The 23,595-nt window shown below is 66.0% G+C and carries 19 protein-coding genes and 1 rRNA gene; 12 read left to right on the plus strand and 8 right to left on the minus strand.

What is annotated here, in order from left to right; all coding sequences use genetic code 11:
- Positions 1–245: hypothetical protein (locus LJE61_RS00005; RefSeq protein WP_296917016.1), on the plus strand; the 245-nt coding region annotated here is incomplete at its 5' end.
- Positions 246–335: 90 nt separating this feature from the next.
- Here LJE61_RS00005 and LJE61_RS00010 read toward each other — a convergent pair.
- The 6 genes from LJE61_RS00010 to LJE61_RS00035 form a co-directional block, all read right to left on the minus strand.
- A complete protein-coding gene (locus tag LJE61_RS00010) occupies positions 336–1,394 on the minus strand; it encodes a phytoene/squalene synthase family protein (protein ID WP_296917018.1) in 1,059 nt (352 codons plus the stop codon).
- On the minus strand, positions 1,387–2,916 hold the full coding sequence (locus tag LJE61_RS00015; protein ID WP_296911158.1) for a phytoene desaturase: 1,530 nt from the start codon (positions 2,914–2,916) through the stop codon (positions 1,387–1,389). The genes LJE61_RS00010 and LJE61_RS00015 overlap by 8 nt, the downstream gene beginning before the upstream one ends.
- Before the next feature lie 329 nt (positions 2,917–3,245).
- The gene (gene bchO / locus LJE61_RS00020; RefSeq protein ID WP_296911156.1) at positions 3,246–4,154 is read right to left on the minus strand and encodes an alpha/beta fold hydrolase BchO; all 909 of its coding nucleotides are present in this window, start codon (positions 4,152–4,154) and stop codon (positions 3,246–3,248) included.
- 424 nt (positions 4,155–4,578) lie between these two features.
- Positions 4,579–6,390, minus strand: coding sequence for a magnesium chelatase subunit D (locus LJE61_RS00025; protein WP_296911154.1), 1,812 nt, complete (start codon positions 6,388–6,390; stop codon positions 4,579–4,581).
- Complete coding sequence (gene bchI / locus LJE61_RS00030; RefSeq protein WP_296911152.1) at positions 6,387–7,412, minus strand: magnesium chelatase ATPase subunit I; 1,026 nt, start codon at positions 7,410–7,412, stop codon at positions 6,387–6,389. The genes LJE61_RS00025 and bchI overlap by 4 nt, the downstream gene beginning before the upstream one ends.
- Before the next feature lie 282 nt (positions 7,413–7,694).
- Positions 7,695–8,708: an alpha/beta fold hydrolase gene (locus tag LJE61_RS00035; RefSeq protein ID WP_296911150.1), complete on the minus strand. Its 1,014-nt coding sequence runs from the start codon at positions 8,706–8,708 to the stop codon at positions 7,695–7,697.
- 162 nt (positions 8,709–8,870) lie between these two features.
- Here LJE61_RS00035 and LJE61_RS00040 point away from each other — a divergent pair, with 162 nt between their 5' ends.
- Both LJE61_RS00040 and LJE61_RS00045 read left to right on the plus strand, forming a co-directional pair.
- Positions 8,871–10,166, plus strand: coding sequence for a Coenzyme F420 hydrogenase/dehydrogenase, beta subunit C-terminal domain (locus LJE61_RS00040; protein WP_296911147.1), 1,296 nt, complete (start codon positions 8,871–8,873; stop codon positions 10,164–10,166).
- 181 nt (positions 10,167–10,347) lie between these two features.
- A complete protein-coding gene (locus tag LJE61_RS00045) occupies positions 10,348–10,869 on the plus strand; it encodes a hypothetical protein (protein ID WP_296911145.1) in 522 nt (173 codons plus the stop codon).
- Here LJE61_RS00045 and LJE61_RS00050 read toward each other — a convergent pair.
- Positions 10,793–11,413: an alpha/beta fold hydrolase gene (locus LJE61_RS00050; protein WP_296911143.1), complete on the minus strand. Its 621-nt coding sequence runs from the start codon at positions 11,411–11,413 to the stop codon at positions 10,793–10,795. The genes LJE61_RS00045 and LJE61_RS00050 overlap by 77 nt on opposite strands.
- 458 nt (positions 11,414–11,871) lie before the next feature.
- Between LJE61_RS00050 and LJE61_RS00055 the strand changes: the two genes are divergently transcribed.
- From LJE61_RS00055 to LJE61_RS00095, 9 genes are all read left to right on the plus strand, one after another.
- Positions 11,872–13,425, plus strand: coding sequence for a DUF2867 domain-containing protein (locus tag LJE61_RS00055; protein ID WP_296911141.1), 1,554 nt, complete (start codon positions 11,872–11,874; stop codon positions 13,423–13,425).
- A 5-nt stretch (positions 13,426–13,430) separates the two neighbouring features.
- Positions 13,431–14,363 carry an alpha/beta fold hydrolase gene (locus LJE61_RS00060; protein WP_296917021.1) on the plus strand — a complete coding sequence of 311 codons (933 nt, stop codon included), beginning with the start codon at positions 13,431–13,433 and terminating at the stop codon, positions 14,361–14,363.
- A gap of 89 nt (positions 14,364–14,452) precedes the next feature.
- Positions 14,453–15,841 (plus strand): isochorismate synthase, encoded by a 1,389-nt coding sequence (locus LJE61_RS00065; RefSeq protein ID WP_296911968.1) that lies wholly within the window; start codon positions 14,453–14,455, stop codon positions 15,839–15,841.
- Positions 15,838–17,640, plus strand: coding sequence for a 2-succinyl-5-enolpyruvyl-6-hydroxy-3-cyclohexene-1-carboxylic-acid synthase (menD, locus tag LJE61_RS00070; RefSeq protein ID WP_296911971.1), 1,803 nt, complete (start codon positions 15,838–15,840; stop codon positions 17,638–17,640). The genes LJE61_RS00065 and menD overlap by 4 nt, the downstream gene beginning before the upstream one ends.
- 75 nt (positions 17,641–17,715) lie before the next feature.
- Entirely contained in the window at positions 17,716–18,522 is an 807-nt protein-coding gene (gene menB / locus LJE61_RS00075) for a 1,4-dihydroxy-2-naphthoyl-CoA synthase (protein ID WP_296911982.1), read from the plus strand.
- 25 nt (positions 18,523–18,547) lie between these two features.
- Positions 18,548–19,417 carry a 1,4-dihydroxy-2-naphthoate octaprenyltransferase gene (menA, locus tag LJE61_RS00080; RefSeq protein ID WP_296911972.1) on the plus strand — a complete coding sequence of 290 codons (870 nt, stop codon included), beginning with the start codon at positions 18,548–18,550 and terminating at the stop codon, positions 19,415–19,417.
- Complete coding sequence (menC, locus tag LJE61_RS00085) at positions 19,414–20,523, plus strand: o-succinylbenzoate synthase (RefSeq protein ID WP_296911975.1); 1,110 nt, start codon at positions 19,414–19,416, stop codon at positions 20,521–20,523. Before menA ends, menC begins: the two co-directional genes overlap by 4 nt.
- Positions 20,524–20,547: 24 nt before the next feature.
- Positions 20,548–22,128, plus strand: coding sequence for a peptidoglycan D,D-transpeptidase FtsI family protein (locus LJE61_RS00090; RefSeq protein ID WP_296911978.1), 1,581 nt, complete (start codon positions 20,548–20,550; stop codon positions 22,126–22,128).
- Positions 22,125–23,477 (plus strand): FtsW/RodA/SpoVE family cell cycle protein, encoded by a 1,353-nt coding sequence (locus LJE61_RS00095; protein ID WP_296911980.1) that lies wholly within the window; start codon positions 22,125–22,127, stop codon positions 23,475–23,477. The genes LJE61_RS00090 and LJE61_RS00095 overlap by 4 nt, the downstream gene beginning before the upstream one ends.
- A 21-nt stretch (positions 23,478–23,498) precedes the next feature.
- On the opposite strand, the gene rrf is transcribed toward LJE61_RS00095, so the two are convergent.
- Positions 23,499–23,595: ribosomal RNA gene (gene rrf / locus LJE61_RS00100) — 5S ribosomal RNA — on the minus strand; the annotation flags it as partial.

A 23,595-nucleotide genomic window follows, 5' to 3' on the forward strand; every position in this document is an offset into this window, starting at 1 on the left:
TCGTGATACACGTGGACATCGGGAACTGGGATCGCAACATGGACTTTGTCGAGCGATTCGGCGCGCCGGTCGGCAAAGGTATCCCAACTTTTGCGGTCGCCGAAGCCGACGGCGAGGAGCGATTCGTTACGACGGCCCGAGAGCTTGCGGCCGCTCGGCATGGCACCAACGCGGAGTTGACAGATTGGCTTGCGGGTGTCACGCGAGCAGGTGTGATGGACACCGTCGCGAAGAAGATCGACTAAGAGATCCAATCCGACCCGGACACCGCCCGAGAGGGATGTTGGGGACAAACAGGGCGGTGCAAGCGCCCTGCGGGGCTCTGGGTTTACCGGCTATCCGTTGGTCAGGGCGCGCTCGCGCTCCTCGAGCTGCTCGAAGAGCTCCAGGACCCAAATCACCCGGTCGCCGATGCCCGCCCGGCTCGTCGAGGCCCCCTCCTGAGAGCGTTGTCCCGAGTAGACCACGGCGTCGACCAGAAAGCGGGTCTCTTCCAGGGGCGGTGCCGAGACGTAACGTGGTGACAGCACGGCCGTCCCGAGGATCGGCGCCAGCAGCTGGACCTTCCGGCTCCCAGGCACCACGGCACGCCGCGAGACAGAATCCAGGCCCTGACGCTCGACCTGACGCCCGATCTCGGCATAGAGATAGCGGGCGGCATTGATGCCGGCGCGACAGCCGAAAGGCAGCCCTGCAATGCCGACATCGGAGCGGACATAGAGTCCATCCGCCGCACGCAGAAGACGCTCGATCACACCCGCCAAGGCTTCGTTGAAGACGGGGCTCGCAAGCCATGCCTCGGGGTCGATCCCCGCCTCGCGCATCCACTGCATCGGCAGATAGAGGCGTCCGTTGCGGGCATCTTCCCCCACATCACGGGCAATATTCGTCAGCTGCATGGCCACGCCCAGATCGCAGGCGCGCGCCACCAGCTGTGACGTCCGGGCGCCCATCAAGGCCGCCATCATGGCTCCCACCGTCCCTGCAACCCGCGCGGAGTAGTCGTAGACACCGGAGAGGTCCTCGAAGCGTCGGCCTTGCGCGTCCCACTCGAATCCTTCCAGCAGCGCCTCGAGCAGCGCCTTCGGGATCGCGAACGACTCGACCACATCGGTCAACGCCCGGTCCGTGTAGGCGTCGCTCGGCCGCCCGTCGTAGACCCGATCCAGTCGATCATGGAGCTCATCCAGCGCCCGCGCCTGGGCACTGGGATCGTTCCCGGCACAGTCGACCGCATCGTCGGCGATGCGACAGAAGGCGTAGAGTGCGATGGCCGGATCGCGTATGCGTTGCGGCAGTAGAAAGGAGGCGGCGTAGAACGACCTCGAGCCGCCGCGCAGCAGCTCTCGACATGCGGCGACATCCGCCGCGCTCGCGTAATCGGTCTTAAACATAGGTTGAGGCATCGGGTACCACCGTATCGAGGACACGGGCCGACGATAGGACACCGGGCACACCTGCCCCCGGATGCGTCCCCGCACCGACCAAATACAGGCCATCGACCTCTTCGCTCGCGTTGTGCGGTCTGAACCAGGCGCTTTGCAAGAGGATGGGCTCAAGACTGAACCCGGCCCCGTGGTAGGACAGAAGCCTGTCCCGGAAATCCTGCGGGGTCGTCACGAGCGAGGTGACGACCTCGTCCTCCAACCCCGGGAGGACGCTTTCACTCAGATAACGCGCGATCTTCGCCCGGTAAGGCTCGGCCTCCCTCGCCCAGTCGATGCCGCTCTCGAGGTGCGGAACGGGGGCCAGGACATAGAAGGTGTCGCAACCGTCCGGGGCCAAGGCCGGGTCTGTCGCCGTCGGACGATGCAGATAGAGACTGAAATCCTTCGCCAGGCGTTTGCGCTTGAAGATGTCGGTGAGAAGCCCCTCATAACGGGGTCCGAGCAGGATCGTGTGGTGGGCCACCTCGGGGTACTGCCGCCGGGTCCCGAAGTACCACACGAACAGCCCATTGGAATAGTGGGCGCGATCGAGACGCCGATCGGTCCAGCGGCGGCGATGCTCGACCGGTAACAGATAGCGATAGGTCCAGGCGGCATCGGCGTTGGACACGACCACCTGGGCCGGGATCGCCTCCCCGGATGCGAGCCGAACACCGACCGCTTTGCCGCCCTCGACCAAGATCTGCCGCACCTCTTCGCGGTAGCGGATGGTCCCGCCCTGTGCGTCGATCAGACCGACCATCCCCTGGACCAGCGCACCGGTGCCGCCGATGGCGGAGTGCACGCCCCACTTGCGCTCGAGGAAGGAGATGAGGGTATAGATCGAGGTCACCGAGAAAGGATTCCCGCCGATCAACAAGGGGTGGAACGACAGGACCTGACGGATATTCGGATCTTTGATGTACCTGGAGACCATCGCATAGACACTGCGATAGCTTTCCAGCCGGACCATTTCCGGGACGATCTTGGCCATGTCGGTCCAGGAGCTGAATGGCACATGACCCAGCTGCTCGAAGCCGACCTTGAAGATCGCCTCACTGTGGGCCATGAAGCGATCATAGCCTTCGACATCCCGGGGCGAGAGCCTCGCGATCTGAGCCTTCACGGCATCCGGGTCACCGTTGTAGTCGAAGACCGTCCCGTCGTGAAATCGGATCCGATAGAAGGGATCCATCAGCTTGAGCTCGACATCATCGGCGAAGCGGCGCCCACAGAGGCCCCAGAGCTCGTCCAACAGGAAGGGCGCGGTCACGATGGTCGGCCCGGCATCGAAGGTGAACCCATCGATCCTGTGGACATACGCGCGGCCACCCGGTGCGTCCAGACGCTCGAGCACCGTGACTCGGAAACCGCGTGCGCCCAACCGAATCGCGGCGGCCAGACCACCGAAACCACTGCCGATCACGACCGCGTGTGGTTTGGGACGATCGGAGATGTGCTCAGAGACCTGTGTCGCCGCGAGTGTCAAGTCTGCGTTACCTTACGCGCTGTCAATGCCAGTTGACATTATAGCAGGATTGGCGTCTTGTCAGCCCGTGCCGGGTCAAATCACAGGCGCTTTTTTCTTGGAGCGGCCCAATAGGGATCTCAACAGGTTCGCGCCAGACCCCAGCCGGTGAGTGATCGTCAGTAAACCATCGCTGCCAAATCGAGCGATCAGCCGATTCCAACGCCAGCCGGGGTCCTCGCTTGAGCGACCGCTCCTTCACCCGACCGATGAGCCGGATTGCTCGGAGAGCGCAATCGACGCGCGGCTGATGGCTGACGGCCGTATCCCGTGAACGCCCGACTGCACGGTCAATCCGCTGCCATGAGCCCCACGCGGTCGGCCAAGGCCTCGATGAGGTGCGCGACCTCCGCGGGACGCTCCTCATGGGCCAGGTGACCCAGACCAGGCAGTCGGATCACCTCGGCGCCCGGCAGTCGCTCGCGCACCCGGCGGGCCTCCGAGGGCGGGACCGTCGTGTCCTGCTCGCCCACGACGAGGAACAGCGGCGGCTCGAGGCGGCTCAGCTCGGGCGCGAGTGCGGCCAGATCCCAGTTGGCCATCATGGCGAGCGTGGCGCGGACATGCGACGGATGTCTGATGAGCCGCTGATAGAGATCGACGCCGGCCGGCTCCAGGGTCGATCCGGTGCTCCGGACCAGACGCTCGACCGCCCGCCGATCGGCAGCCCGCCGGGCGAACAGGCGGGCCACCAACGTATTGGCGGCCATCAGCTTGGCCGCCGGAGAAAAGATGTGGGCCGGGAGCCCCCGCCAAGGCATGAGCGCGCCGTTCAGGCTGATCAAACCGCGCGGCCGGATGAATCCATCGAGCGACATCCGGACCAGGATCGCGGCACCCGCCGAGTGCCCGATCACCAGATCCGGCGAGCAGTCGATCTCGCGGAGCAACCCATTGACGGCACCGGCCATCCCCGGCAGGGACATGCGATGCAAGGGCAACGCACTGGTGAATCCGTGACCGGGGAGATCGGGCGCAATGACCGTGAATCGCTCGGCGAGCGCCGGGGCGAAGGCGCGCCATGAATGGGTTGCCGCCCCCGTCCCATGCAGAAGAAGCACGGTGGGACCGTCACCCATCTGCTGAAGGTGCCAGCGCAAGCCGCCGGCGTTGATGAAGCGGCTCGCCGCGCGATTCGGCCAGTCGCGTCCATCGGTCTCCCAGACCGGCGCGTCATCCATGACGAAGAAGCCGCACATCGGAACCACCAAGGCGCAGAGGACCGGGAGAAAGACAGTCTCGCTTGACCATCTGATGCTTCACCCTAGAAACGGCAGTTGACCGCTTTGTAAGTCATGCAAGTGATTGGGTTGCCCAGCATTTCGCACTGCGTGCCAATTCACCTTCTGGGTGAAGCCCGCTACGACCCCCGGTGCACGCCCCGCGCGGCGCCCGGCGGCGTTACAACTCGTTGGAATAGGTCGACTATTCCGCCTCGTTGCGCCTTGCCGGACACCGCGCGGGACGCACCCCGAGGGCCGTCCAACTGCCGTTTCTAGGTTCACCGGTCCGTGCCGCACAGAACTGAAGCCAAGTCCCTGTAAACCGCTGCGTCTGCCGTGCTTCCGCGGTCCAACGATCCCCTCCACCAGGATGGACGGCCCCGCCCCTCGGCTCGAGCGGTCAGCTCGCCGCGCGCACGGCATGTGACAGGGAGGTCGCATCGGCATGCGGCAAGGGTAGATAGCGTGCACCCATCTCCGCGGCCAGGTCACGGCCCTGCTGCTGGGGCCGCGGGGAGGTGTCGATCACCAGGGCCGTGATCTCGGCGGACCGCATCAAGCGAGCCGCCGAGAGGGCGTCCTCGCTCGCCCGCGCCCGTCCGCCGGTCCCATCGCGTGCGACATTGGCGCGGCCGTCGGTCATGATGATGACGATCGGCGTACCCCCGCGGCGCTTGACCGAGTCGGCCAGCATCATCCCGAGATCGATCCCCGAGGCGAGTGGTGTGCCGCCCCCGCCCGGCAGACTGGCCAGTGAGCGCTTGGCGCGCACCAGCGAACGGGTCGGCGGCAGCAGCACCTCGGCCGCCTGGCCACGAAAGGCCACGAGGGCAACCCGATCCCGGCGCACGTAGCAGTCGGCAAGCAGCAGCTCCACCGCCCCCTTGGCCTCGGCCAGGCGATGCAGCGCCGAGGAGCCCGAGGCATCCACGACGAAGATGGTCGTGGTCTCGGAGCGATGCTTGAAACGGGTGATCCGGAAGTCGTCCTGTCGCACCTCGATCCGGGTCGAGCGCCCGCCCAGCCTCGCGACCTCCTCGCGGCGCAGACGCTGCCAAGGCGCGGCGGCCCGCAGTGTCTCGACGACGTTCAGGCGCACACCGGCGCGCGGCTCGCCGCGCAGGACCCCCGCCGGGCGGCCACGCAGAGGGGCGTTCTGCACCGCGCCGGCCTTCCCGGTGGCACGGGCGCGCGAGCGCCGCAGCTTGCCGAGCTGCAGTTGTGCCAACAGGTCCGCCGGGATCGCGGCCTTGGCGGCCTCGAGGACCTGATCCTCCAGCTCTTTGGGCTCCTGTTGATCCTCGCCTTTGTCCTGCTCCTGCTCGGGCTCGTCCGGCTCGGGCGGAGGCGGCTCGTCCGGCGGCGGCTCCATGGGCGGCAGCATGGTCGCCCGCGGCGCAAGCACCAGTCGCCCAGCCACCGCGAGATCCGCGTCGGTGACCTCAGTGCGGCCCTCCAATGCCGCCGCCGCGCAGGCCGCTCGGGAGGCGAAGATCGAGGCGCGCAAAGAGGGGATACCCAAAGCCAACGCCGTCGCGCAGATGGCTTCGCTCTGCGGCTCGGTGACCCGAACCTCGGACAGCAGGGCACGCGCGGCGAGGATCTCATCAACGTCATAGTCACAGGCCACGGCCTCGTGAACACGGACGTGTGTCAGCTCCAGATGAAAGGCGAGACGATCGAGCAGCGCGTTGAGCAGTCCCTCGTCATCGCCCACCCCCTCGTCCAGTGCGACCACGGCGAATCGCGCGGGCGAGCGCATCGCCAGGCCATCGCGCTCCAGCACCACCTCGCCCGAGTCGAACGCCATGTTCAGGCGCGCGGCGGTGCCCGCGGCGATCCGCTCGGCCATCGCCAACTCCACGATCCCGCCATCAGCCTCGACCAACAGACCTCGCTCAGCAACCGGGCGGCCGGCGCTCAGGGTCGCGGCCAGATCCAGCCCGCCCAGCAGGCGTCCGTCCGAGACGTGAAGCGGGATACGCCGCATCGGCGTGTCGGGCGGCTGCAGGTCTCGCATGACCTGAAGCCACTGATCGCGCACCGGTCCGGCGAGTGCCCGAAGGGCGATTCCGCCGGTCCCGACCGGATCCACGGACATGAGGGCCGCGGCCAGCACGGCATCCTCCCACAGGGAGGTCCCGGTCTGGCCCTGCGGGCGCTCCGACTCGGGTTCACGGGGCGCTGCCGGGTCCGCCGCGAAACCGCTCATTCGCCAAACAGCTCCCCGACTGCCCGCTGCACCCGGCTGGTCGAGCCCGACTCGTCCAGCGGATCACGTCGCAGACGATGCCGCAGGGCCGAGGCGGCCACCTGCACCAGATGGGCGTCGAGGACCTCGAGATCACCCTGCAACGCCGCCAAGGCACGCGCGGCACGGATGAGGGTGAGCTCGCCGCGCAGACCGTCGGTGCCAAGCTTCATGCAGAGCCGCCCGGCCTGCTCCAGGGTCGCGTCCGGGACGCCGACGGTCGGGAGGAGCTCACGCGCCTTCTGGATCCGGCGACGGACCTTGCCGTCCTGTCGCTTCCATTTCTGCACGAAGGCAGGGGGGTCGCGCTCGAACTCGTCACGCAGCCGCACGACCTTCATGCGGGTCGGCAGATCCTCGGGGGTCTTGACCTCCACCGAAAGACCAAAACGGTCCTGCAGCTGCGGGCGCAGCTCGCCCTCCTCCGGGTTGCCACTGCCGACCAGGACGAAGCGAGCGGGATGGCGGATACTCAGACCCTCGCGCTCGACCAGGTTCTCACCGGAGGCCGCCACGTCGAGGAGTGAGTCGACGAGGTGATCCTCGAGGAGATTGACCTCGTCGATGTAGAGGAAGCCGCGATGGGCCCGCGCCAGGAGCCCCGGCTCGAAGGCCTTCTCGCCCTTGGTCAGGGCACGCTCCAGGTCCAATGCGCCGATCACGCGATCCTCGGTCGCGCCGAGCGGCAGGTCGACCACGGGGACCGGCACCTGGCGGCTCTTCAACGGCCCGCGTGCGCGCCTGGTCCGGCAGTCCTCGCAGAGTGCGTCGCCGCCCGCCTCCGGGTCACAGTGATAGACGCAGTCGGCCGCGCGCATCTTCGGCAACAGTGCCGCGAGACCCCGGATCGCCGTGGATTTGCCGGTCCCGCGGTCACCGAACACGAGAACGCCGCCGATCGAGGGGTCGATGGCCGCAATCAAGAGTGAGCGCTTCATCTCCTCCTGAGCGACGACAGCGGAAAACGGAAACGGGATGGGCATACGCGGCGAACCTGATTGCAGTGGTGTTATGACACGAAAGGCGTTAAATCTTCGAACCTCGCATCCGGCGTTCGGCGCCGCGAGCGCGGAACCGTTGCGGGCACATCGGCCCGGTCCCGCCTCGGCGTCCTGATTCACAGGACCCTAGCGCCCGGACGCGCGCGCGGTCAAGCGAGGCCGATCAATCGGCGGTCAACGCGAGCCGACCTCACCCCCTGGGACACTTCCAACAGGGTAAGATCGAGGCCTGCGGGATGGAGCGCACCATGATGGGCACAGAGCTCAACGCCCGGATGCGCCAATCCGCCGCGCGTCCAGCCAATCCCCTACGACCCGCGCGAATTGGTCCGGGCATTCCTCCTGCGGGACATGTCCGCAGCCGGGGATGACTACGAAGGACGCATCGGGCAGCTGACCCGCGACGCGACGGCTGTCATCGACCGGGACCACCCGATCCATCTCCCCCGTCACCACCAACACCGGTACCTGCACCTGCACCAGGTGCTCGCTCACGGTGACAGGGGTCGAGAGCGACAAGGAGAGCAGCTCGCCCCAGGCCAGATCCCAACCTGCGACCCGGGCGTGGATCCCGAAGCGCTCCCGGCGCCCATCGGTGATCGCGGATGCATCGGCATAAGAGAGATCCAGCAAGGGGCCATTTTCGCCCAACTTGCGCGCAATCAATAGACTGAGGCGACGCATTTGCGGCAGACTGGCCACCGTCGCGGGCAAGGTCGGACGTGTGACATAGACCCACGGCGCCACCAGGATCAATGCCTCCACCCGCCCGGGTCGAGCGAGCGCCGCCTCGAGGGCGAGTGTCCCGCCCGAGGAGTTGCCGACAAGAACCGCGCGTTCCAGATCCAGGGCATCCATGACCGCGAAGAGCTGGGTGATGGCCGCCTCCTTGGAGAAAGGGTTCGGACCGTCCCAGTCGGCGCGCGCCGGCTTGGCGCTGAGGCCGTAGGGCACCTGATCATAGGCGACCACCCGGCCCCGCGCGGCAAAGGCATCCAAGGCCGGCTGCCAGGTCCAGGCATTGAAGGTAAAACCGTGCAGCAGGAGGAAAGGCGTGGCCCAGGACGGCGCGTCTGTCGGCGGCTCGAGATAATGGACTGCGAGCCCTGCGGTCCCCGCGAACGGAATCCGCACGAATCGACTCTCCGCCATCGCCGCCTCGGTGTTCGACGCCAGCCCTTCGCGCGGCTCCGACGAGATCAGAAAGGGGCCGGCAATAACCGCCAGCGCGAACAGCACAACGACTATCGCCAATACCCTGAGGAGAATTCCAACCATGTCTGTTCCTTACGATAACGAGCAGCGCGGCCATCGCCGGCCGCGCGTGCCGACGGGCGGACCCGGCTTCAGCGGTGCCGCGCAGGTACCAAATGCTCCGCGCCCCATGCGCCATCGCCGCAAGGATGATCGATGCCGACGCGGCCTGCCGGGGACAAGCACATGACGAGCAATGAGATTCAACCAATGGAAGAGGGTCCGTCCAAGGGACTCGACCAGATCTCGCTGTTGAGCAGTGAGGAGCGGCTCAAGGGGCGCCCGCGGCTCTGCAGCGACTGCGGTTTCTGCGACAGCGGCCTCAAGCTGCTAATGTCGCAGACCTGCACCTTCGTGCGCAACCAGACCCGAGGCATCGAGGAACGGCTCCACGGCCGCTCGCGCCAGCCCGGCGATGAGGGCCGATTCGGGATTTATCGCGCCATGTATGCCGCACGGATGGCACACCCCAACCCGGACGCCCAGTGGACGGGCATGGTCACGGCGCTGGGTGCCCGCCTGCTCGAGCGCGACCAGGTCGATGCCGTCATCACCACGGGGGCTGCACCGGGGACTCGCTTCAAGGCGCAGCCGGTCTTGGCCCGCGCGCCGCGGGAGGTGCTCGACACCGCCGGGAACAAGCCCTGTCTCTCGCCGAGCCTTCGCCTGATCGACGCGGTGCGCGAGCAAGGCATCAAGCGTCTCGCGGTCATCGGCACCGGCTGCCAAGTCCACCAGCTGCGCGCCGCGGAGGCCGAGCTGGGTCTGGAACAGCTCTACGTGATCGGCATCCCCTGCAGCGACAACGTGACCTATCCTGATCTCCAGTACTTCTTGACCCAGGTCTCACGTTCACCCGAGACCGTGATCCATCATGAGTTCATGCAAGATTTCAGGCTCTGGATGCGCCACGAGGACGGGCATGTCGAGCGACTGAACTACATCGACTTTCCGATGGACAAGCTGCACGGGATCTTCCCGTCCTCGTGTCTCTCCTGCTTCGACTACCCGAACGCGTTGAGCGACCTGACCATCGGCTACATGGGCGCCACCCTCGGCTGGCAATGGGTGATGGTGCGCACCGCCGCAGGCGAGGCGCTTTTCGAGATGCTCAGCCCTGACCTGGAGCTGGGGGAGCTGAGTGAGTCCGGCGACCGCACCCGGGGCATGCCGCGCTATATGGCGCGCCTGAGCCAGCCTCCTGGTCAGACCCGCCCACCGCTGCCCGTCCGCAAGCTCGTCGCGATGCTCCAGCGCAGCCGTGGACCCAAGGGGCTGGAGTTCGCCCGCGCGGTCATCGAGATGAAGCTCCTTCGCAATCTCAACTACATCCGCAGCAAGTTTCCACGGTTTGAGTCACGCGTCGTCCCCTATCACGTCTACGAGACACTCGCGCCCTACGCCTCGCTGTACGAGCAGACCTTCGGGCGACCGCTGGCACCCACGGCGGCGGAGGTTGCAGGCTGCCAGGAGCCTGTCTGATTTAGGATGAATCGGCTACGGATCCATCCGACGGGATGAAGCGCGCCAACCCCGTCGGTCGGGCGGCTCCCGCCGTCGCCAAGTCCCGGAGGCACGGCCCTGAGGTTGCCTTCTCTCCAGTGGGAAACTAGGCTTTCACCGGGTCGTCAGCCTGTGCCGCGAAACTGCCTGGAGCAACCGTATGAACCTGCACGCGTCTCCGACTTTCGTCCTCGATCGAGCCGGTGTCGAAACGGCTTCTGATCTCGGTTACCGTCCGCTCCTGTGGAGGGTCGCCCTCGTCTTTGCGATTGCCATGACCGCGGCAGTGACCGCCGTCGTGACCGCGCCTTTCTCGGTCGCGGCTGAGATGGATCCCGATCTGGCGCGGCTGCTGCGCGCCATGGTGGGGATCAAGGCGATCATCGCACTGGCTGCAACAGGTCTTCTGCTCTGGCGATTTGGCCACCCCACTAGCCGGCCGGTTGCGATCGGCTACGGTGTCGCGATCTGTGTCTCGATCGCTGCCCTTGCCTGGCTTTGGGGTCTGGCGAGTATCCCGTTGGGCGCACTCTTGTTCTACGGCGGCCTGGCGGGTCTGGTCCTGGTTGGACGCTTCGACTCGGGCCTGTCGGCACCTTCCAGTCTTACGCCCCTGAATCGGCGTATGCGCTGCGCCGGTCAGGGGCGCTCAGAGCTGACTTCGCCCCCATCAGTGCGGTGACCGCGGTGGTGGCTGCCTCGATGATGTCCCGACGGGGAGATCGTCGGGGGGGCGTCTCGCGCTTGCAGACGAGGCGGCAGAGCCAGTCGCTGGGGGACTCGAAGTCGCAGTGCTCGGCACCCTCGACCCGTTCGACCATCGCCCGATCGGTGGCGGAGTAGACGGCAAGCCCGTTATTGTCGGCGTTGCAGGGGGAGGGGTCCCCGACCAGGCCGATCAGCGGCGGATCCAGTCCGGCCGCCATCCTCTCGCCGAGTCGATCGGCGTCGACCAGATCGAGCGCAACGACACCGAGCGTGCGCGGATCGTTGCGACCGGCGACCAGAGCCGCCAGCCCCCCTGCGGAGAATCCGGCATAGACCACGCGCTCTGCGCCCAGCGCATCGGCGAGACGGATCATGTCCAGGCCGTTGCGAAAATGCCGTCCATCCCATAACCGTGAGTTGCAGTAGTCTAGGGTGACAGTCGCAACCCCGGTATCCGCGAGTGCCCGCGCCAGATCGACCATGCGATCCTGACTGCGCATGAAACCATGCCCGAGCACGACCAGATCTGCGGTTCCCGATTGCGCCGGCCGATACAGTCGATAGCGCAGCTCACATCCAGTGGCTGAGGCGATGACGCCGGTCTCGAGCGGCTGGGACGTCCGATATGGAGACTGCCCATACCCTCCCCCTGGCACCGTGAGGGGGTATCTCGGGTCCGATCCGCGCAGGTTCGCGGGATGCGGAGCGACCAGCCGCAGACAGCCGGCCAGGACCAGACAAACGCATAAGATCGCTGTAAACTTCACTTGACAAATCGACGTCAGACTACATTGACATTCGTTGCGCCGCATCAACCCGTATCCTCGAACACCGGCAGAGGATGGGCGCCCGAAGCAAGCGTGACGATTCCCCACGGCAGCCGGGCGGTGCTCACCACACTGGTTGGAGATGCGGCTCGCCGAAAACGGAAAAAACCTCTCAGCTCGGCGATAACGCGCGCCGGGGATGGGTCTTGATGGTGAAAACGACGGCCGCGAGCACGGGCGCAGTCCAGGCGCCGACCGCGGGTCATCCGAGGCCTGCCCCAGAGGGCCGGTCCGGACTGTGCCTGGTGTTCGGGGCCAGCGGGTACATCGGCGGTCAACTGGTGCCTCACCTGAGCAGCGCGGGTCTGAACGTGCGCGCAAGCTCAAGAAGCCGGGCAGCACTCGCGGCGCACGCCTGGCCCGATGTCGAGGTCGTTCCGGCGGACGCCCTGGTGCCGGAGACCTTGCCCGCGGCCCTGCAAGATGTCGAGGTTGCCTATTACCTCGTCCATTCCATGGCCGCGGGGCGCGATTTCGGTCGTCTGGACCTGGCCGCGGCCCGCAATTTCGCGGACGCGGCGGCCCAAGCCGGGGTCAGACGGATTGTCTATCTGGGCGGCCTGGTGCCGGAGGACGCCATCAGTGAGCATATTGTCTCGCGCCGCGACACCGGGGAGATCCTGCGCCAGGGGCGCGTGCCCGTCACCGAGATCCGCGCGGGGATCATCGTCGGTCCGGGATCCGCAGCATTCGAGGTGATGCGCGACCTGGTTTATCATCTGCCGCTGATGGTGACACCCCGCTGGGTTCGCGCCAAATCGCCGCCGATCGCCCTGCAGAACCTATTGGTCTACCTCGCCCGCGTGCCCTGGATCGACGAGGCGGCCTCACTCAGCCTGGATGCCGCCGGCCCCGAGACCCTGACCTACACGGAGATGATGCACATCCTGGCCGATGCGGCCGGCAGACGACGTCCCTGGATCATCCCGGTGCCGGTGCTGACACCCGGACTCTCGGCTTACTGGCTGCGGTTCATCACCTCGGTGCCAACCAATGTGGCCCGCGCCCTGATCGAGGGCCTGCGCCACGATTTCTATGCAGATGATACGGTGCTGCGTCGTCTCGTTCCCCAGCGTCTCCTGGGGTTTCGAGAAGCCGTCGAGGCGGCGTTCGACCTGGAGCGCCGCACCGAGGCCGTCACCCGCTGGACCGAGGGAGCGTTCGCTGTGCGCAATAAACGGATCGACTACGCCTATTACGCAAAACGCGCCTCCGGTCAAGCCGAGACCCGGGCCGATCCAGCCTCGGTCTGGCGGGTCGTCGCGGCGATTGGCGGAGACAACCGCTACTACTACCTGAACACACTTTGGTCCATCCGTGAGTGGATGGACTGGGCCGTCGGTGGGCCGGGACCCAGGCGTGGACGGCGCCATGCGCAAGAGGTGCGCGTGGGGGATCGAATCGACCACTGGACTGTGATCGGTGCAGAGCCAGAGAGACGTCTCAGCCTGGCCTTCGGCATGCGCGCACCCGGAGCCGGGGTGATGGAATTCGAGCTGACCCCGCGACCCGAAGGCGGGACGCGCCTGACCGCCACGGCTTACTGGCACCCAGCTGGGGTCTGGGGACTGCTCTACTGGTATTCACTGGAACCCCTGCACCTTATCGTCTTCAAAGGGCTCACCCGAGCGATCTGCCGCCGCGCCGAGCAGGATCGGGACAGACCGCAACCGATTGAGAGCCGAACATCCAAAGAGGTATGACTGACATGGACTCAAGCAGCGATTCATCACTCCTGCATCCTCGAGGCGCAGCCAGGGGACGCGGGGGCGTGCTTCCGGCCGCGATCGCGGCACGGCGACACGACCTCCAGACCGAGCATGGCGGACGCATCCACTACTATACCGACGACTCGGCTGCAGGCCGTCCGCTGGTGCTGGTGCACAGCGTCAATGCGGCGCCCAGCGCCTTCGAGATGAAACCGCTCTTTGAGCGATACCGGGGGCAGCGACCCGTCTACGCCCTCGACCTGCCCGGTTTCGGCCATTCCGATCGCAGCGACCGGCGTTACTCGCCGCGCCTCTTTGCCAACGCCATCGTCGACTTCCTGGAGAAGGTTGTCGCCAAACCCTGCGACCTGGTTGCCTTCTCGCTGGGCTGTGAGTTCGCGGCCCAGACCGCCCTGACCAAGCCGGACCTGATCGAGTCCCTGGTGCTGATCTCACCGACCGGGTTCAGCGCGCGCCGACTGCCGACTGGCAGGGCCGCGGAGCGCGCTCACAAGGTACTGAGCGTGCCCGTCTTGAACGACGGCCTGTTCGGCCTGCTGACCTCTCGGCCGAGCATCCGGTTCTTCTATAGTCAGGCCTTCCATGGCGCGATCCCCAAGGAGATGATCGACTATGCCTATGCAACGGCCCACCAGCCGGGGGCGAAGTATGCGCCCCTGTATTTCCTGTCGGGTCAGCTGTTCACGCAGAACGCGCGCGAGACGGTATACGGAAAGGTGACTCAGCCGGTGCTTGTCCTCTACGATCGCGATCCGAACATCGATTTTCATGAGCTTCCGGATTTCCTGGGTCGCCACCCCAACTGGCGAGCCGAGCGCATCGCGCCGACGCGTGGCCTGCTGCAGTGGGAGCAGCCGGACCAGACCGCCGCCGCGATCGATCGCTTCTGGTCTGCGCATCAGGCCGCCTGAGCGCATCCGAGGAGCCCCCCGCCCCCGGTGCGGCGCGCGGCCTTGTTCCGGGGCCGATACACCAGACGGCGGGTTTGCCAGACTGACCGATGCTTGCACCGCTCAAGACCCTCGAGCAGATCGTCGCTCGCCTGAGCGAGACGATCGGAACCCTTCGGCTCGATCGAGGCGAAGGGTTCGTGTCTTTGGCGCTCGAGCTGCCCAAAGGTCTCACGATGGCGCCCGACCTCGCCGGCCCTCAGTTTCAATTCGCGCACAACCACCGCGGCGAGATACGCGCCGGTTACGGCGTCGCGGCTGAATGGCAGGCGCAGGGGGAATCACGTCTGGAGACCTTACGCAACGTCGCCCGGCGCATATCTGAGCAGTGGCAGCACCTGGACCCGGACGAGACCAGCTTCTCCGGATTCGCGATGCTTGGCTTCGCGGCCTCTCCGATCCCAGCCTCCCCAGCCGGTCCTGAGACATTGCCGAACGCGCTTCTCTGGCTCCCCGAGCTTGCACTTTGCTCGCACGCCGGCCAGGCTGCGGTGATCCTCTCCAGCGCGCTTCCGATCGACCGAGACCAGCTGTTCGCGCGCTGGACGGCCCGTCTGGCGCAGGTGATCCCGCAGCTCAACCAGCCGGCCCTTGATCCCCTGACACCGGCCCCTCTCGAGCATGGCGATGCCGAGCCCGATCGGGAACGTTGGCATGACCTCGTCTTGTCGGCCCTCGAGCAGATCGATCAGGAACGCCTCAAGAAGGTCGTGGTCTGCCGAAGGCTCAGGCTCGAAGGGCGTAGGCGTTTCGATCTGACCCGACTCAACGCCGCCCTCGCCTACCTGTTTCCCTCCTGCCAGGTGGTGACCATCAGGCGGAACGCAAGCAGCTTCGTCGCGGCCACCCCGGAGCGCCTCTTCACCCAGCAGCGCAACCGGATCGAGGTCGATGCGATTGCCGGGACCGCCTGCCGCGCTGCGAGTGCCGATCGCGACGCCGCGCTCACCAGCGCACTGCGCACCTGCCAGAAGAGTCTGCATGAGCACATGGTCGTGGTCGATGCTGTCACCGAGACGCTGGACCATTGCAGCCGTCGCGTGGAGCCGCCCGATGGTCCCCGCGTCATGCAGCTCAACAACGCCCAGCACCTCTGGAGCGTGGTCCGCGCCGAGTTGGACCCCGGGATGGACGTCTTCCAGCTCGCCGAGCTGCTTCATCCAACCCCTGCAACCAACGGACATCCCTGCGAGGTCGCTCGCGCCTGGCTGCACCGCTCCGAGCCGATCCAACGCGGTTGGTATACCGGAGCAGCCGGCATCGTCGAGGCCGACCTGACCGGTGAGCTCTGGGTCCTGCTCCGCTGCGCGCGCATTCAGGACCGGACCGCCGACCTCTATGCCGGCGCCGGCATCGTTGCGGGCTCGGACCCGCACTCGGAGTGGCAGGAAACGGAGCACAAGCTCGCCGCGATGTCGACGGCGCTCCAGTTCGCATGAGTGACGCCGAGACACCCGATCAGGGCTGCCGCAATCTGCGTTGGGCGCTGGCCCTGCTGGACGGCCTTGTCCGCGGCGGTCTGCAGCAGCTGGTCCTCTCACCCGGGTCGCGTTCAACCCCACTCGTCCTGGCGGCCCAGCGATGCACCGGGCTCAAGCTGACACCCATCCTCGACGAGCGGAGCGCCGCGTTCTTCGCTCTCGGCCTGGCTGAAGCCTCAGGGCATCCGGTGGGACTGCTCTGCACCTCCGGCAGCGCGCCGGCCCACTGGCTCCCGGCGGTCATCGAGGCATCCGAATCCGGCGTCCCTTTGATCCTGCTCTCCGCGGACCGTCCCCCGGACCTGCGCGGCTGGGGCGCGAACCAGACCATCGATCAGAGCCGACTGTTCGGGGCCTTCGCGCGGGAATTCCATGACCCGGGGCCAGCCCGGGACGGCGCTGATGCGCGCAAGGCGATCCGCGCGCTTGGGGTCCGCGTGGCCCTGATGAGCCAGGGACCATGGCCCGGCCCGGTCCACGTCAACCTCCCGTTTCGCGAGCCGTTGGTCCCAGGAACCGACTGCGCGGCGGATCCCGAGAAGCCCCCCGACCCTTCGCAAGCACGGGATCCGGCCCGATTTGGGTCGGGGAGTCCGGCCTTGTCCCGCTCGACGCGGGGCCTTCCGGTCCGGCCGCGCGACTTGTCGATTCTGCTCCAGGGTCGGGGGATCATCTGCTGCGGACCGAGCAGGCTGCTGGCCGGGTCGTCCGCGGCGATCCAGCGGTGCGCCGACATGCTGGGTGCGCCTGTCCTCGCCGACCCCCTGTCCGGTCTGCGCTTCGGGGCTGCACCGGAGAATCGGATCACCCGGTACGATAGCCTGCTTCGTAACCTCGAGGCGGCGACCGCGTTGAAGCCCGACTGGGTGCTGCGCTTCGGTGGGACACCCGTGTCGAAGGCGCTTCAGGAGTGGCTCAACGGAGTCCCCGCCATCCTGGTCGACCCGGGCGCGCGCTGGAACGACCCGAGCCATGATGTCTGGATGCAGGTCATTGCCGAGCCGGAAACCCTCTGCGACTGGCTTCCGGGGTTAGGCGCGCGTCGTTCTCCGACCGCCGAGACGGACCCCGCGTGGCTCGGGAGATGGAAGGCAGCGGAGTTGCACCTCGATCGACTGGCTACGGCGTTCTTGGAACAGGCCGGGTGGTGCGAGGGCCACCTGATCGTTCGGCTCCTCGACCGCCTGCCCGCCGGAGACGGCCTTTTCTGTGCCAACTCGCTCCCGATCCGCCAACTCGACACCTGGTCCGGACAAGGCGAGACGCCGTTGCGGTTCTTCGGTCATCGCGGCGCCAGCGGGATCGATGGACAGACCTCGACCCTCGCCGGCCTGAACGCGGGACGGACGACACCAGCACAGGGTGTGACCGGACTCCTGGGTGATCTGTCATTCCTCCACGATCTCAGCGGCCTGATGCTCATGGATCGTCTCGACCGCCCGTGTGTTGTCCTGAATAATGGCGGGGGCCGAATCTTTGACTATCTGCCCCAGCGCGGGCTCGCGGATTTCGAGCGGTTATGGCGGACACCTCCGCGAGTCGAGCTGGGGTCCCTGACTCGGTCGTTCGGAATCCGCCATCGTTCGGTCGACGACCCTTTGGGGTTTGAGCAGGCACTAGACGAGGCGATACACACCGGAGTCCAGGGACATCACGCCGGGGTGATCGAAGTGCGCCTCGATGCGGAGCTCAGCCGCCGGGTGCACCGGGGGTTCTGGCAGTGCGTTCGTGAGCAATCCATCATCGAGAGTCTATGAGGGCGGAAAGCGGTGTCAGACAGCAGGCAGCAGGCCGGTATAGACCAGGGCGATCGGCGGCCGGTTCTCTGGGAGATGCCCCCGGGCGATCCCTACCGGGACATCATCTATCAACAGGCCGAGCAGATCGCCAAGATCACCATCAATCGCCCGGAGGTCCGAAACGCGTTTCGGCCCCAGACAGTCCGCGAGCTCATCGATGCCTTCCATCGCGCCCACATGGACCCCGGCGTCGGAGTCATCATCTTGACCGGCGCTGGGGATCTGGCATTTTGCTCCGGCGGTGATCAGCGCATCCGCGGCGAGGAGGGATACCGGGACGAGGCCGGGATCGAGCATTTGAATGTGCTTGAGCTCCAGCGCCAGATCCGGACCCTACCTAAACCCGTCGTCGCCATGGTCGCAGGCTATGCGATCGGCGGGGGGCACGTGCTTCACCTCATCTGCGACCTCACGATTGCCGCCGAGAATGCTCGCTTCGGCCAGACGGGGCCGCGGGTCGGCAGCTTCGACGGGGGGTTCGGGGCCGGGCTCATGGCACGGACCGTTGGACTGAAAAAGGCGAAGGAGATCTGGTTCCTCTGTCGCCAGTACGACGCTCACGAGGCCTTGACAATGGGCTTGGTCAACGCGGTCGTTCCGCTTCCGGAGCTCGAAACCGTCACCATCGAGTGGTGTCGTCGGATGAACCGACTCTCTCCGACTGCCTTACGCGTCCTGAAATCGGCCTTCAACGCCGATACGGATGGACTGGCCGGGATCCAGGAGCTGGCAGGCAACGCGACCGCGCTGTTCTATGCCACGGCCGAAGGACGGGAAGGGCGTGATGCGTTTCTCGAGAAGCGCGACCCGGATTTCGGCAAGTTCCCGCGGCGTCCCTAGCGTGCGGGGATCGCCGTCGAATCTTGTGCGCTGGCTCCAAGCGGGGCGCCCCAAGACGCTGTTGCTCGCCGTGACCCCGGTCGTGGCGGGCATCGGATCGGCGGTCTTCGAGACTGGCCGGTTGGCCCCGGCGACCGGCCTTTTTACCCTGATTGCAGCCGTCGCGATTCAGATCGGGACCAATCTCCACAACGATGCCTCAGACTACGAGCGGGGCACGGACACGGCCGAGCGCACCGGTCCGCCCAGGGCGACCGCGCAGGGTTGGTTCAGCGCGCAGGAGGTCAAGCAGGGTGCCCATGTGGCGTTCGCGGTGGCATTCCTGATCGGGATGGGGTTGGTCATTCGCGGCGGTTGGCCGATCCTGGCCGTCGGGATCGCGTCGCTGGCCGCAGGCTACGCCTATACCAGCGGGCCTCGACCAATAGCCTATGGCCCCTTCGGTGAGGTTTACGTGCTCCTGTTCTTCGGCCTCGCCGCGGTCGGCGGCAGCTATTATCTTCAGACCCTGACGTTCGGTGGGACCCCGTTCCTGCTCGGGATCGCGTTGGGCCTGCCCGCGGCCGCAGTCTTGTTGCTCAATAACTACCGGGACCTGGAGACGGATCGCGCTGCGGGACGACGCACCCTCTGTCATTATCTGGGCCGGTCCCGGGCCCGCCTTCTCTACGCGTTCCTGTTGCTGGCGCCGATTGGGATCATCGTCCTCGCCTGGTTGCCAGTCAACTCCTGGACGGCGCTCGCAGCCCTGCCCTTGGGCACACGTCTGATCCGAGAGCTGTTTCGCGGCGCCAGTGGTCCGCAGATCAACCCTCTGCTCGGGCAGACGGCACTGTTTCAGGCGACGCTGGCGGGGCTGCTCCTGGTCGGTTTCGGTCTGAGTCGAATGACATGATCGAGAACCGCTGGATCAAGCCGACCCGGCTCGATGGAATTTGGGTTCGGCCTTACGCTCTGCCGATGCGACGCTCGTGGCAGACTGCCCGCGGGTGCTTTCAGCGACGACGGGGCTGGCTCGTGCGCGCAGCGGGGGAGGGTGAGAACGGCTACGGGGACTGCGCCCCACTTACAGCCGCGGGTACGGAGGACCTCCAGTCAGCCGAATCCGCACTGCTCGATGTCCAGGCGCGCGCGCCGGGGCAGAGGGTGCACGACCTCATGCAGACCCTGGACGATCGACTGGCGGCGACCCCGGCCGTCCGGTTCGCAGTCGAATGCGCGCTCCTGGATCTTCAGAGCAAGTGTCAAGGCATCCCCTTGCGTATACTGCTGGCGAGCGATGTACCCGACGTTGTTCCGGTCAATGGCAACCTCGGCCCGCTGGGATCCCTCACCGCCGGTGATCTGAGTCGCAGCGCGGAGGCGGGTTTCCACATATTGAAGGTCAAGTTGGGCCTGGAGGAACCCAGGTTGGAGGTCGAACGGCTGGTCCGGCTGGTACCATCCCTGCCACCCAACACAAGTCTAAGGCTGGACGCCAATGGCGCATGGAGCGATGAGGACGCAGGCATGGTCGTCGATCGATTATCCGGGCTGCCGATCGAGTCCCTGGAAGAGCCCTTGCGGGCGCCCGAGCCGGCGTCGCTGCGGGCGTTGCAAAGACGGGCAAACTTCCCGCTCGCACTCGACGAGAGCCTGGGCAGTTGGTCCGACCGCATCGACTTGGGGGGACTGGGTGTGAGACGCATCGTGATCAAGCCGGCTGTGACCGGCGGGCTCTTGCGCGCCCTGGACCTCTCGGCTCGAGCCGCGGCGGAGGGTCTCGAGGTGGTGGTCACCAGCATCGTGGAGAGCGCAGCAGGGCTGTGGCCGACCGCCCAATTGGCAGCCGCCACCAGGAGTCGGATTCCTCATGGGCTTTCGACCGCGGACTGGCTGGCTGACGACCTCGGTACCCCGCCGCGGCCGCTGCGCGGCTGCCTCTGCCTGCCCGACCGGCCGGGGTCCGGCTTCCTCCACCGACCGGATCAGTCCGTGGCGCCGCCCCCGCCGTCTGAATGAGCGAGCGTCGGTCAGGCTGACGGCATGCTGACATTGCCCAACTCGGATCTCTGGCCCCTGATTCGAATTGCCTTGCACGTCGGTTTCTTCCTGACCGCGTTCCACATCCTCAAGTCCATGCTCGATCTGCGCCGGGTTACTGCGCTCAGACACCTCCCGAGACCCAAGCGGTCGGTTCGCTTTCCCCTCATCCTACTGGCTTCCTTGTTCACGGCGGTCTTGCTCTATCAGGCGACTTGGCAACTGACGGGGACAGCCCGCCCCCAGTTCATCGCCTTCATGCAGCTACACGATCGAAGACAATTCAACCCCGCCCACCGGATCCAGCGCGGGCGAATCCTGGATCACCGAGGCGAGGTGCTCGCGTATAGCCAGGAAATCCTCGGCCAGGTCTATCGACTCTATCCCGACGGTCCGGCGTTTACACACGTCGTGGGGTACAGCCACCCCAGGTACGGGGCAGCGGGAATGGAATCCGTGGCGACAGTTCAACTCAACGGGGGCGCACCCACAGGCGTCAGCGGCTGGGGCAATCTGGGCCGCCAACTGGTAACCCAGGACAAGCGCCGGCGTGGCCAGGACCTGATGCTCACCCTGGATGCAGAGCTCCAGAGGACGGCCTTCCGCCTGCTCGACGGGCATCGGGGCGCAGCCGTGCTGTTGCGACCTGACGACGGGGCCGTCCGGGCCCTGGTCAGCACCCCCTCATATGACCCGAACCGCATCACACCCGCGCTCTTTCGGGACTCTGATGCGGCTGCTCCCTTGCTCAATCGGGCGACTCAGGGCCTCTATCCACCAGGCTCCGCCTTCAAGATCCTGCTGGCGGCGCTGGCCATTGAGTCCGGATTCTCCGGCACCATCGATTGTCCTGCGGAGGGGTTCAGCACGTCAGCGCGCTACCGCAAGATCCGCGATCATGAATACTATACCGCCCGTCGGGGTCGCTCCGTGTGGAAGGGACATGGCCCCCTGGATCTCACCACGGCATTGGCAAGGTCATCGAACGTTTTCTTTGCGCAACTTGGGGTCCGCTATGGCCATGAGGCCCTTTATCGGCTCGCCGAGCGCATGCTCTTCAACGGCACAATCCTGCTGCATGAGACGCCTTACGGGGCTTGGACCATGCGCACGGGCGAGATCCCTCGTCTCGATCCATCGGATCAGTACGGTCTTGCACAGATGTCGATCGGCCAGGGCGCCGTCCTGGTGACACCCGCCCACATGGCATTGATCGCCGCGTCGATCGCGAACCAGGGCCTCGCGGCCCGACCGCGATTGGTGGAGACGGACGCCCCCACGCCGCTGCGTCAGTTTGTCCATCGAGCGACGGCGCAGCGCCTGATCCCCATGTTGCGGAAGGCAGTCTCCAGTGGGACCGGACGCAGCATCGACAGCCCGCTGCTCGAGATCGCGGGCAAGACGGGCACCGCGGAGAACCCGCATGGGGCCTCGCACAGCTGGTTCGTCGGGTTTGCCCCGGCTGCTCGTCCCAGACTCGCGATCGCCGTTCTGGTCGAGCACGGCGGCTACGGGTCGGCCACGGCCGCACCCATCGCTCGGGACCTGCTGTTGCGGGCAGCCGACTTGGGGCTCCTCGAGTGACTCGGGCATCGGGGCCGATCGGCATTGCCGAAACCTGGGACCTGCGTGCCCCCGAGCGCTACCTCCTGGGATGGTGTGTCCTCTGCATCGCGCTTGGCTTCTGCATGCTCTGGGGCTCGAGCCATTTCAGCGGGGATTCGATCGCATGGCTTGACTTGCTTCCACTCGGTCTCTTTGCCACGTCTCTGATGGCGCTGCATCTCTTGCTGGTCGTAGCAAGGTTCCGGGGCGACCAGCTGATCGTCACCGCGGTGGCCTTCCTGTCCGGATTCGGGCTACTCGCCCAGTACCGCATGGGCTCCTTTGAGGCCCAGGATCCGATCGCCCTCAATCTCGTACTCTTTCCCACCGGGTTCCTGGTCATGAGTGTTGTCTGCATCATCCTGATGCGCGGACGTTATTTGGCCTGGGGATCAGTACACTTGATGTGGATGTGGGGCGGTCTCTCGCTTGGACTTCTGGCGTTGCTTCTCACCTTCGGCCAGCGTTTCCGCGGCGGCGTGTACGCCGCAGGGCTCGTCACGCCGAGCGAGGCCCTCAAGGTCACGATTGTGCTCTTCCTCGCAGCCTTCATCACCCACCATGCGAAGGCACTGGGCGACTGGGGTAAGGGGCTGCCGTTCCCCCCGTTGCGGACACTGCTCCCTCTCGTGGGATTTTGGCTGGTCCTCGCAGCTCTTTTGATGGTTCAGCGCGATCTCGGATTGTTCATCGTCCTCAGCGTCGCCTTGCTGATGATGCTCTTGGCCGGAACAGGACACATCGGCTACCTCATCTATGCCACGATCACCGCGCTCATCCTCGCCGTCGGCGTGATGTGGCTGCTACCCCACGGCGAGCGCCGTGTCGACGCCTGGTTGTCACCCTTCCAGGACCCGACCGGAAGCAGTTGGCAGATTCTGCAAGGGCTGTCTGGAATGTACTCTGGCGGACTCTGGGGCGACGGATTCGGGCGCGGCAGCCCAGAGTACACACCGATCGCAGAATCAGACTTTATCTACTCGGTGATTGGAGAAGAGTTGGGATTCGTCGGATGCGCGATCGTGATCGTTTTCTTTCTCGTGCTGTTCGGTCGGGGGGTATCGGTCGCCACAAGAACACGCGGCACCTACGGTCAGTTGGTCGGCATCGGGCTGATCACGGTCCTCGCTACACAGACCTTTCTCAACATCGGCGGCGTGACCAAGCTGGTCCCGATGACGGGTATCCCGCTGCCTTTCATTAGCCATGGTGGAAGCAGTCTGATCACCGGCTTTGCGAGTCTGGGGTGGCTCCTCGCGATCTCAGATGGTCAGGCGGATGGCCCGCCCCGCAAGCAATCGTCGAAAAAGAAAACCCCCGCTGTTTGAGGCGGGGGTTTGTGGTTAAGGCCCTGGCGGTGACCTACGTTCGCATGGGGAGGCCCCACACTATCATCGGCGAGACACCGTTTCACTTCTGAGTTCGGGATGGGATCAGGTGGTTCCA

This window comes from Thiocapsa sp. (assembly GCF_022340925.1).
GTDB lineage: Bacteria > Pseudomonadota > Gammaproteobacteria > Chromatiales > Chromatiaceae > Thiocapsa.

Bases quoted from the DNA above. Each gene is read 5' to 3' on its own strand.
- menC (WP_296911975.1), top strand. From the start codon at position 19,414: ATGATCGAGAACCGCTGGATCAAGCCGACCCGGCTCGATGGAATTTGG.
- LJE61_RS00090 (WP_296911978.1), top strand. From the start codon at position 20,548: ATGCTGACATTGCCCAACTCGGATCTCTGGCCCCTGATTCGAATTGCC.
- menB (WP_296911982.1), top strand. From the start codon at position 17,716: ATGCCCCCGGGCGATCCCTACCGGGACATCATCTATCAACAGGCCGAG.
- LJE61_RS00060 (WP_296917021.1), top strand. From the start codon at position 13,431: ATGGACTCAAGCAGCGATTCATCACTCCTGCATCCTCGAGGCGCAGCC.
- menD (WP_296911971.1), top strand. From the start codon at position 15,838: ATGAGTGACGCCGAGACACCCGATCAGGGCTGCCGCAATCTGCGTTGG.
- LJE61_RS00010 (WP_296917018.1), bottom strand. From the start codon at position 1,394: ATGTTTAAGACCGATTACGCGAGCGCGGCGGATGTCGCCGCATGTCGA.
- LJE61_RS00040 (WP_296911147.1), top strand. From the start codon at position 8,871: ATGACGAGCAATGAGATTCAACCAATGGAAGAGGGTCCGTCCAAGGGA.
- LJE61_RS00065 (WP_296911968.1), top strand. From the start codon at position 14,453: ATGCTTGCACCGCTCAAGACCCTCGAGCAGATCGTCGCTCGCCTGAGC.
- bchO (WP_296911156.1), bottom strand. From the start codon at position 4,154: ATGTGCGGCTTCTTCGTCATGGATGACGCGCCGGTCTGGGAGACCGAT.
- LJE61_RS00045 (WP_296911145.1), top strand. From the start codon at position 10,348: ATGAACCTGCACGCGTCTCCGACTTTCGTCCTCGATCGAGCCGGTGTC.
- LJE61_RS00035 (WP_296911150.1), bottom strand. From the start codon at position 8,708: ATGGTTGGAATTCTCCTCAGGGTATTGGCGATAGTCGTTGTGCTGTTC.
- bchI (WP_296911152.1), bottom strand. From the start codon at position 7,412: ATGCCCATCCCGTTTCCGTTTTCCGCTGTCGTCGCTCAGGAGGAGATG.
- LJE61_RS00025 (WP_296911154.1), bottom strand. From the start codon at position 6,390: ATGAGCGGTTTCGCGGCGGACCCGGCAGCGCCCCGTGAACCCGAGTCG.
- LJE61_RS00055 (WP_296911141.1), top strand. From the start codon at position 11,872: ATGGTGAAAACGACGGCCGCGAGCACGGGCGCAGTCCAGGCGCCGACC.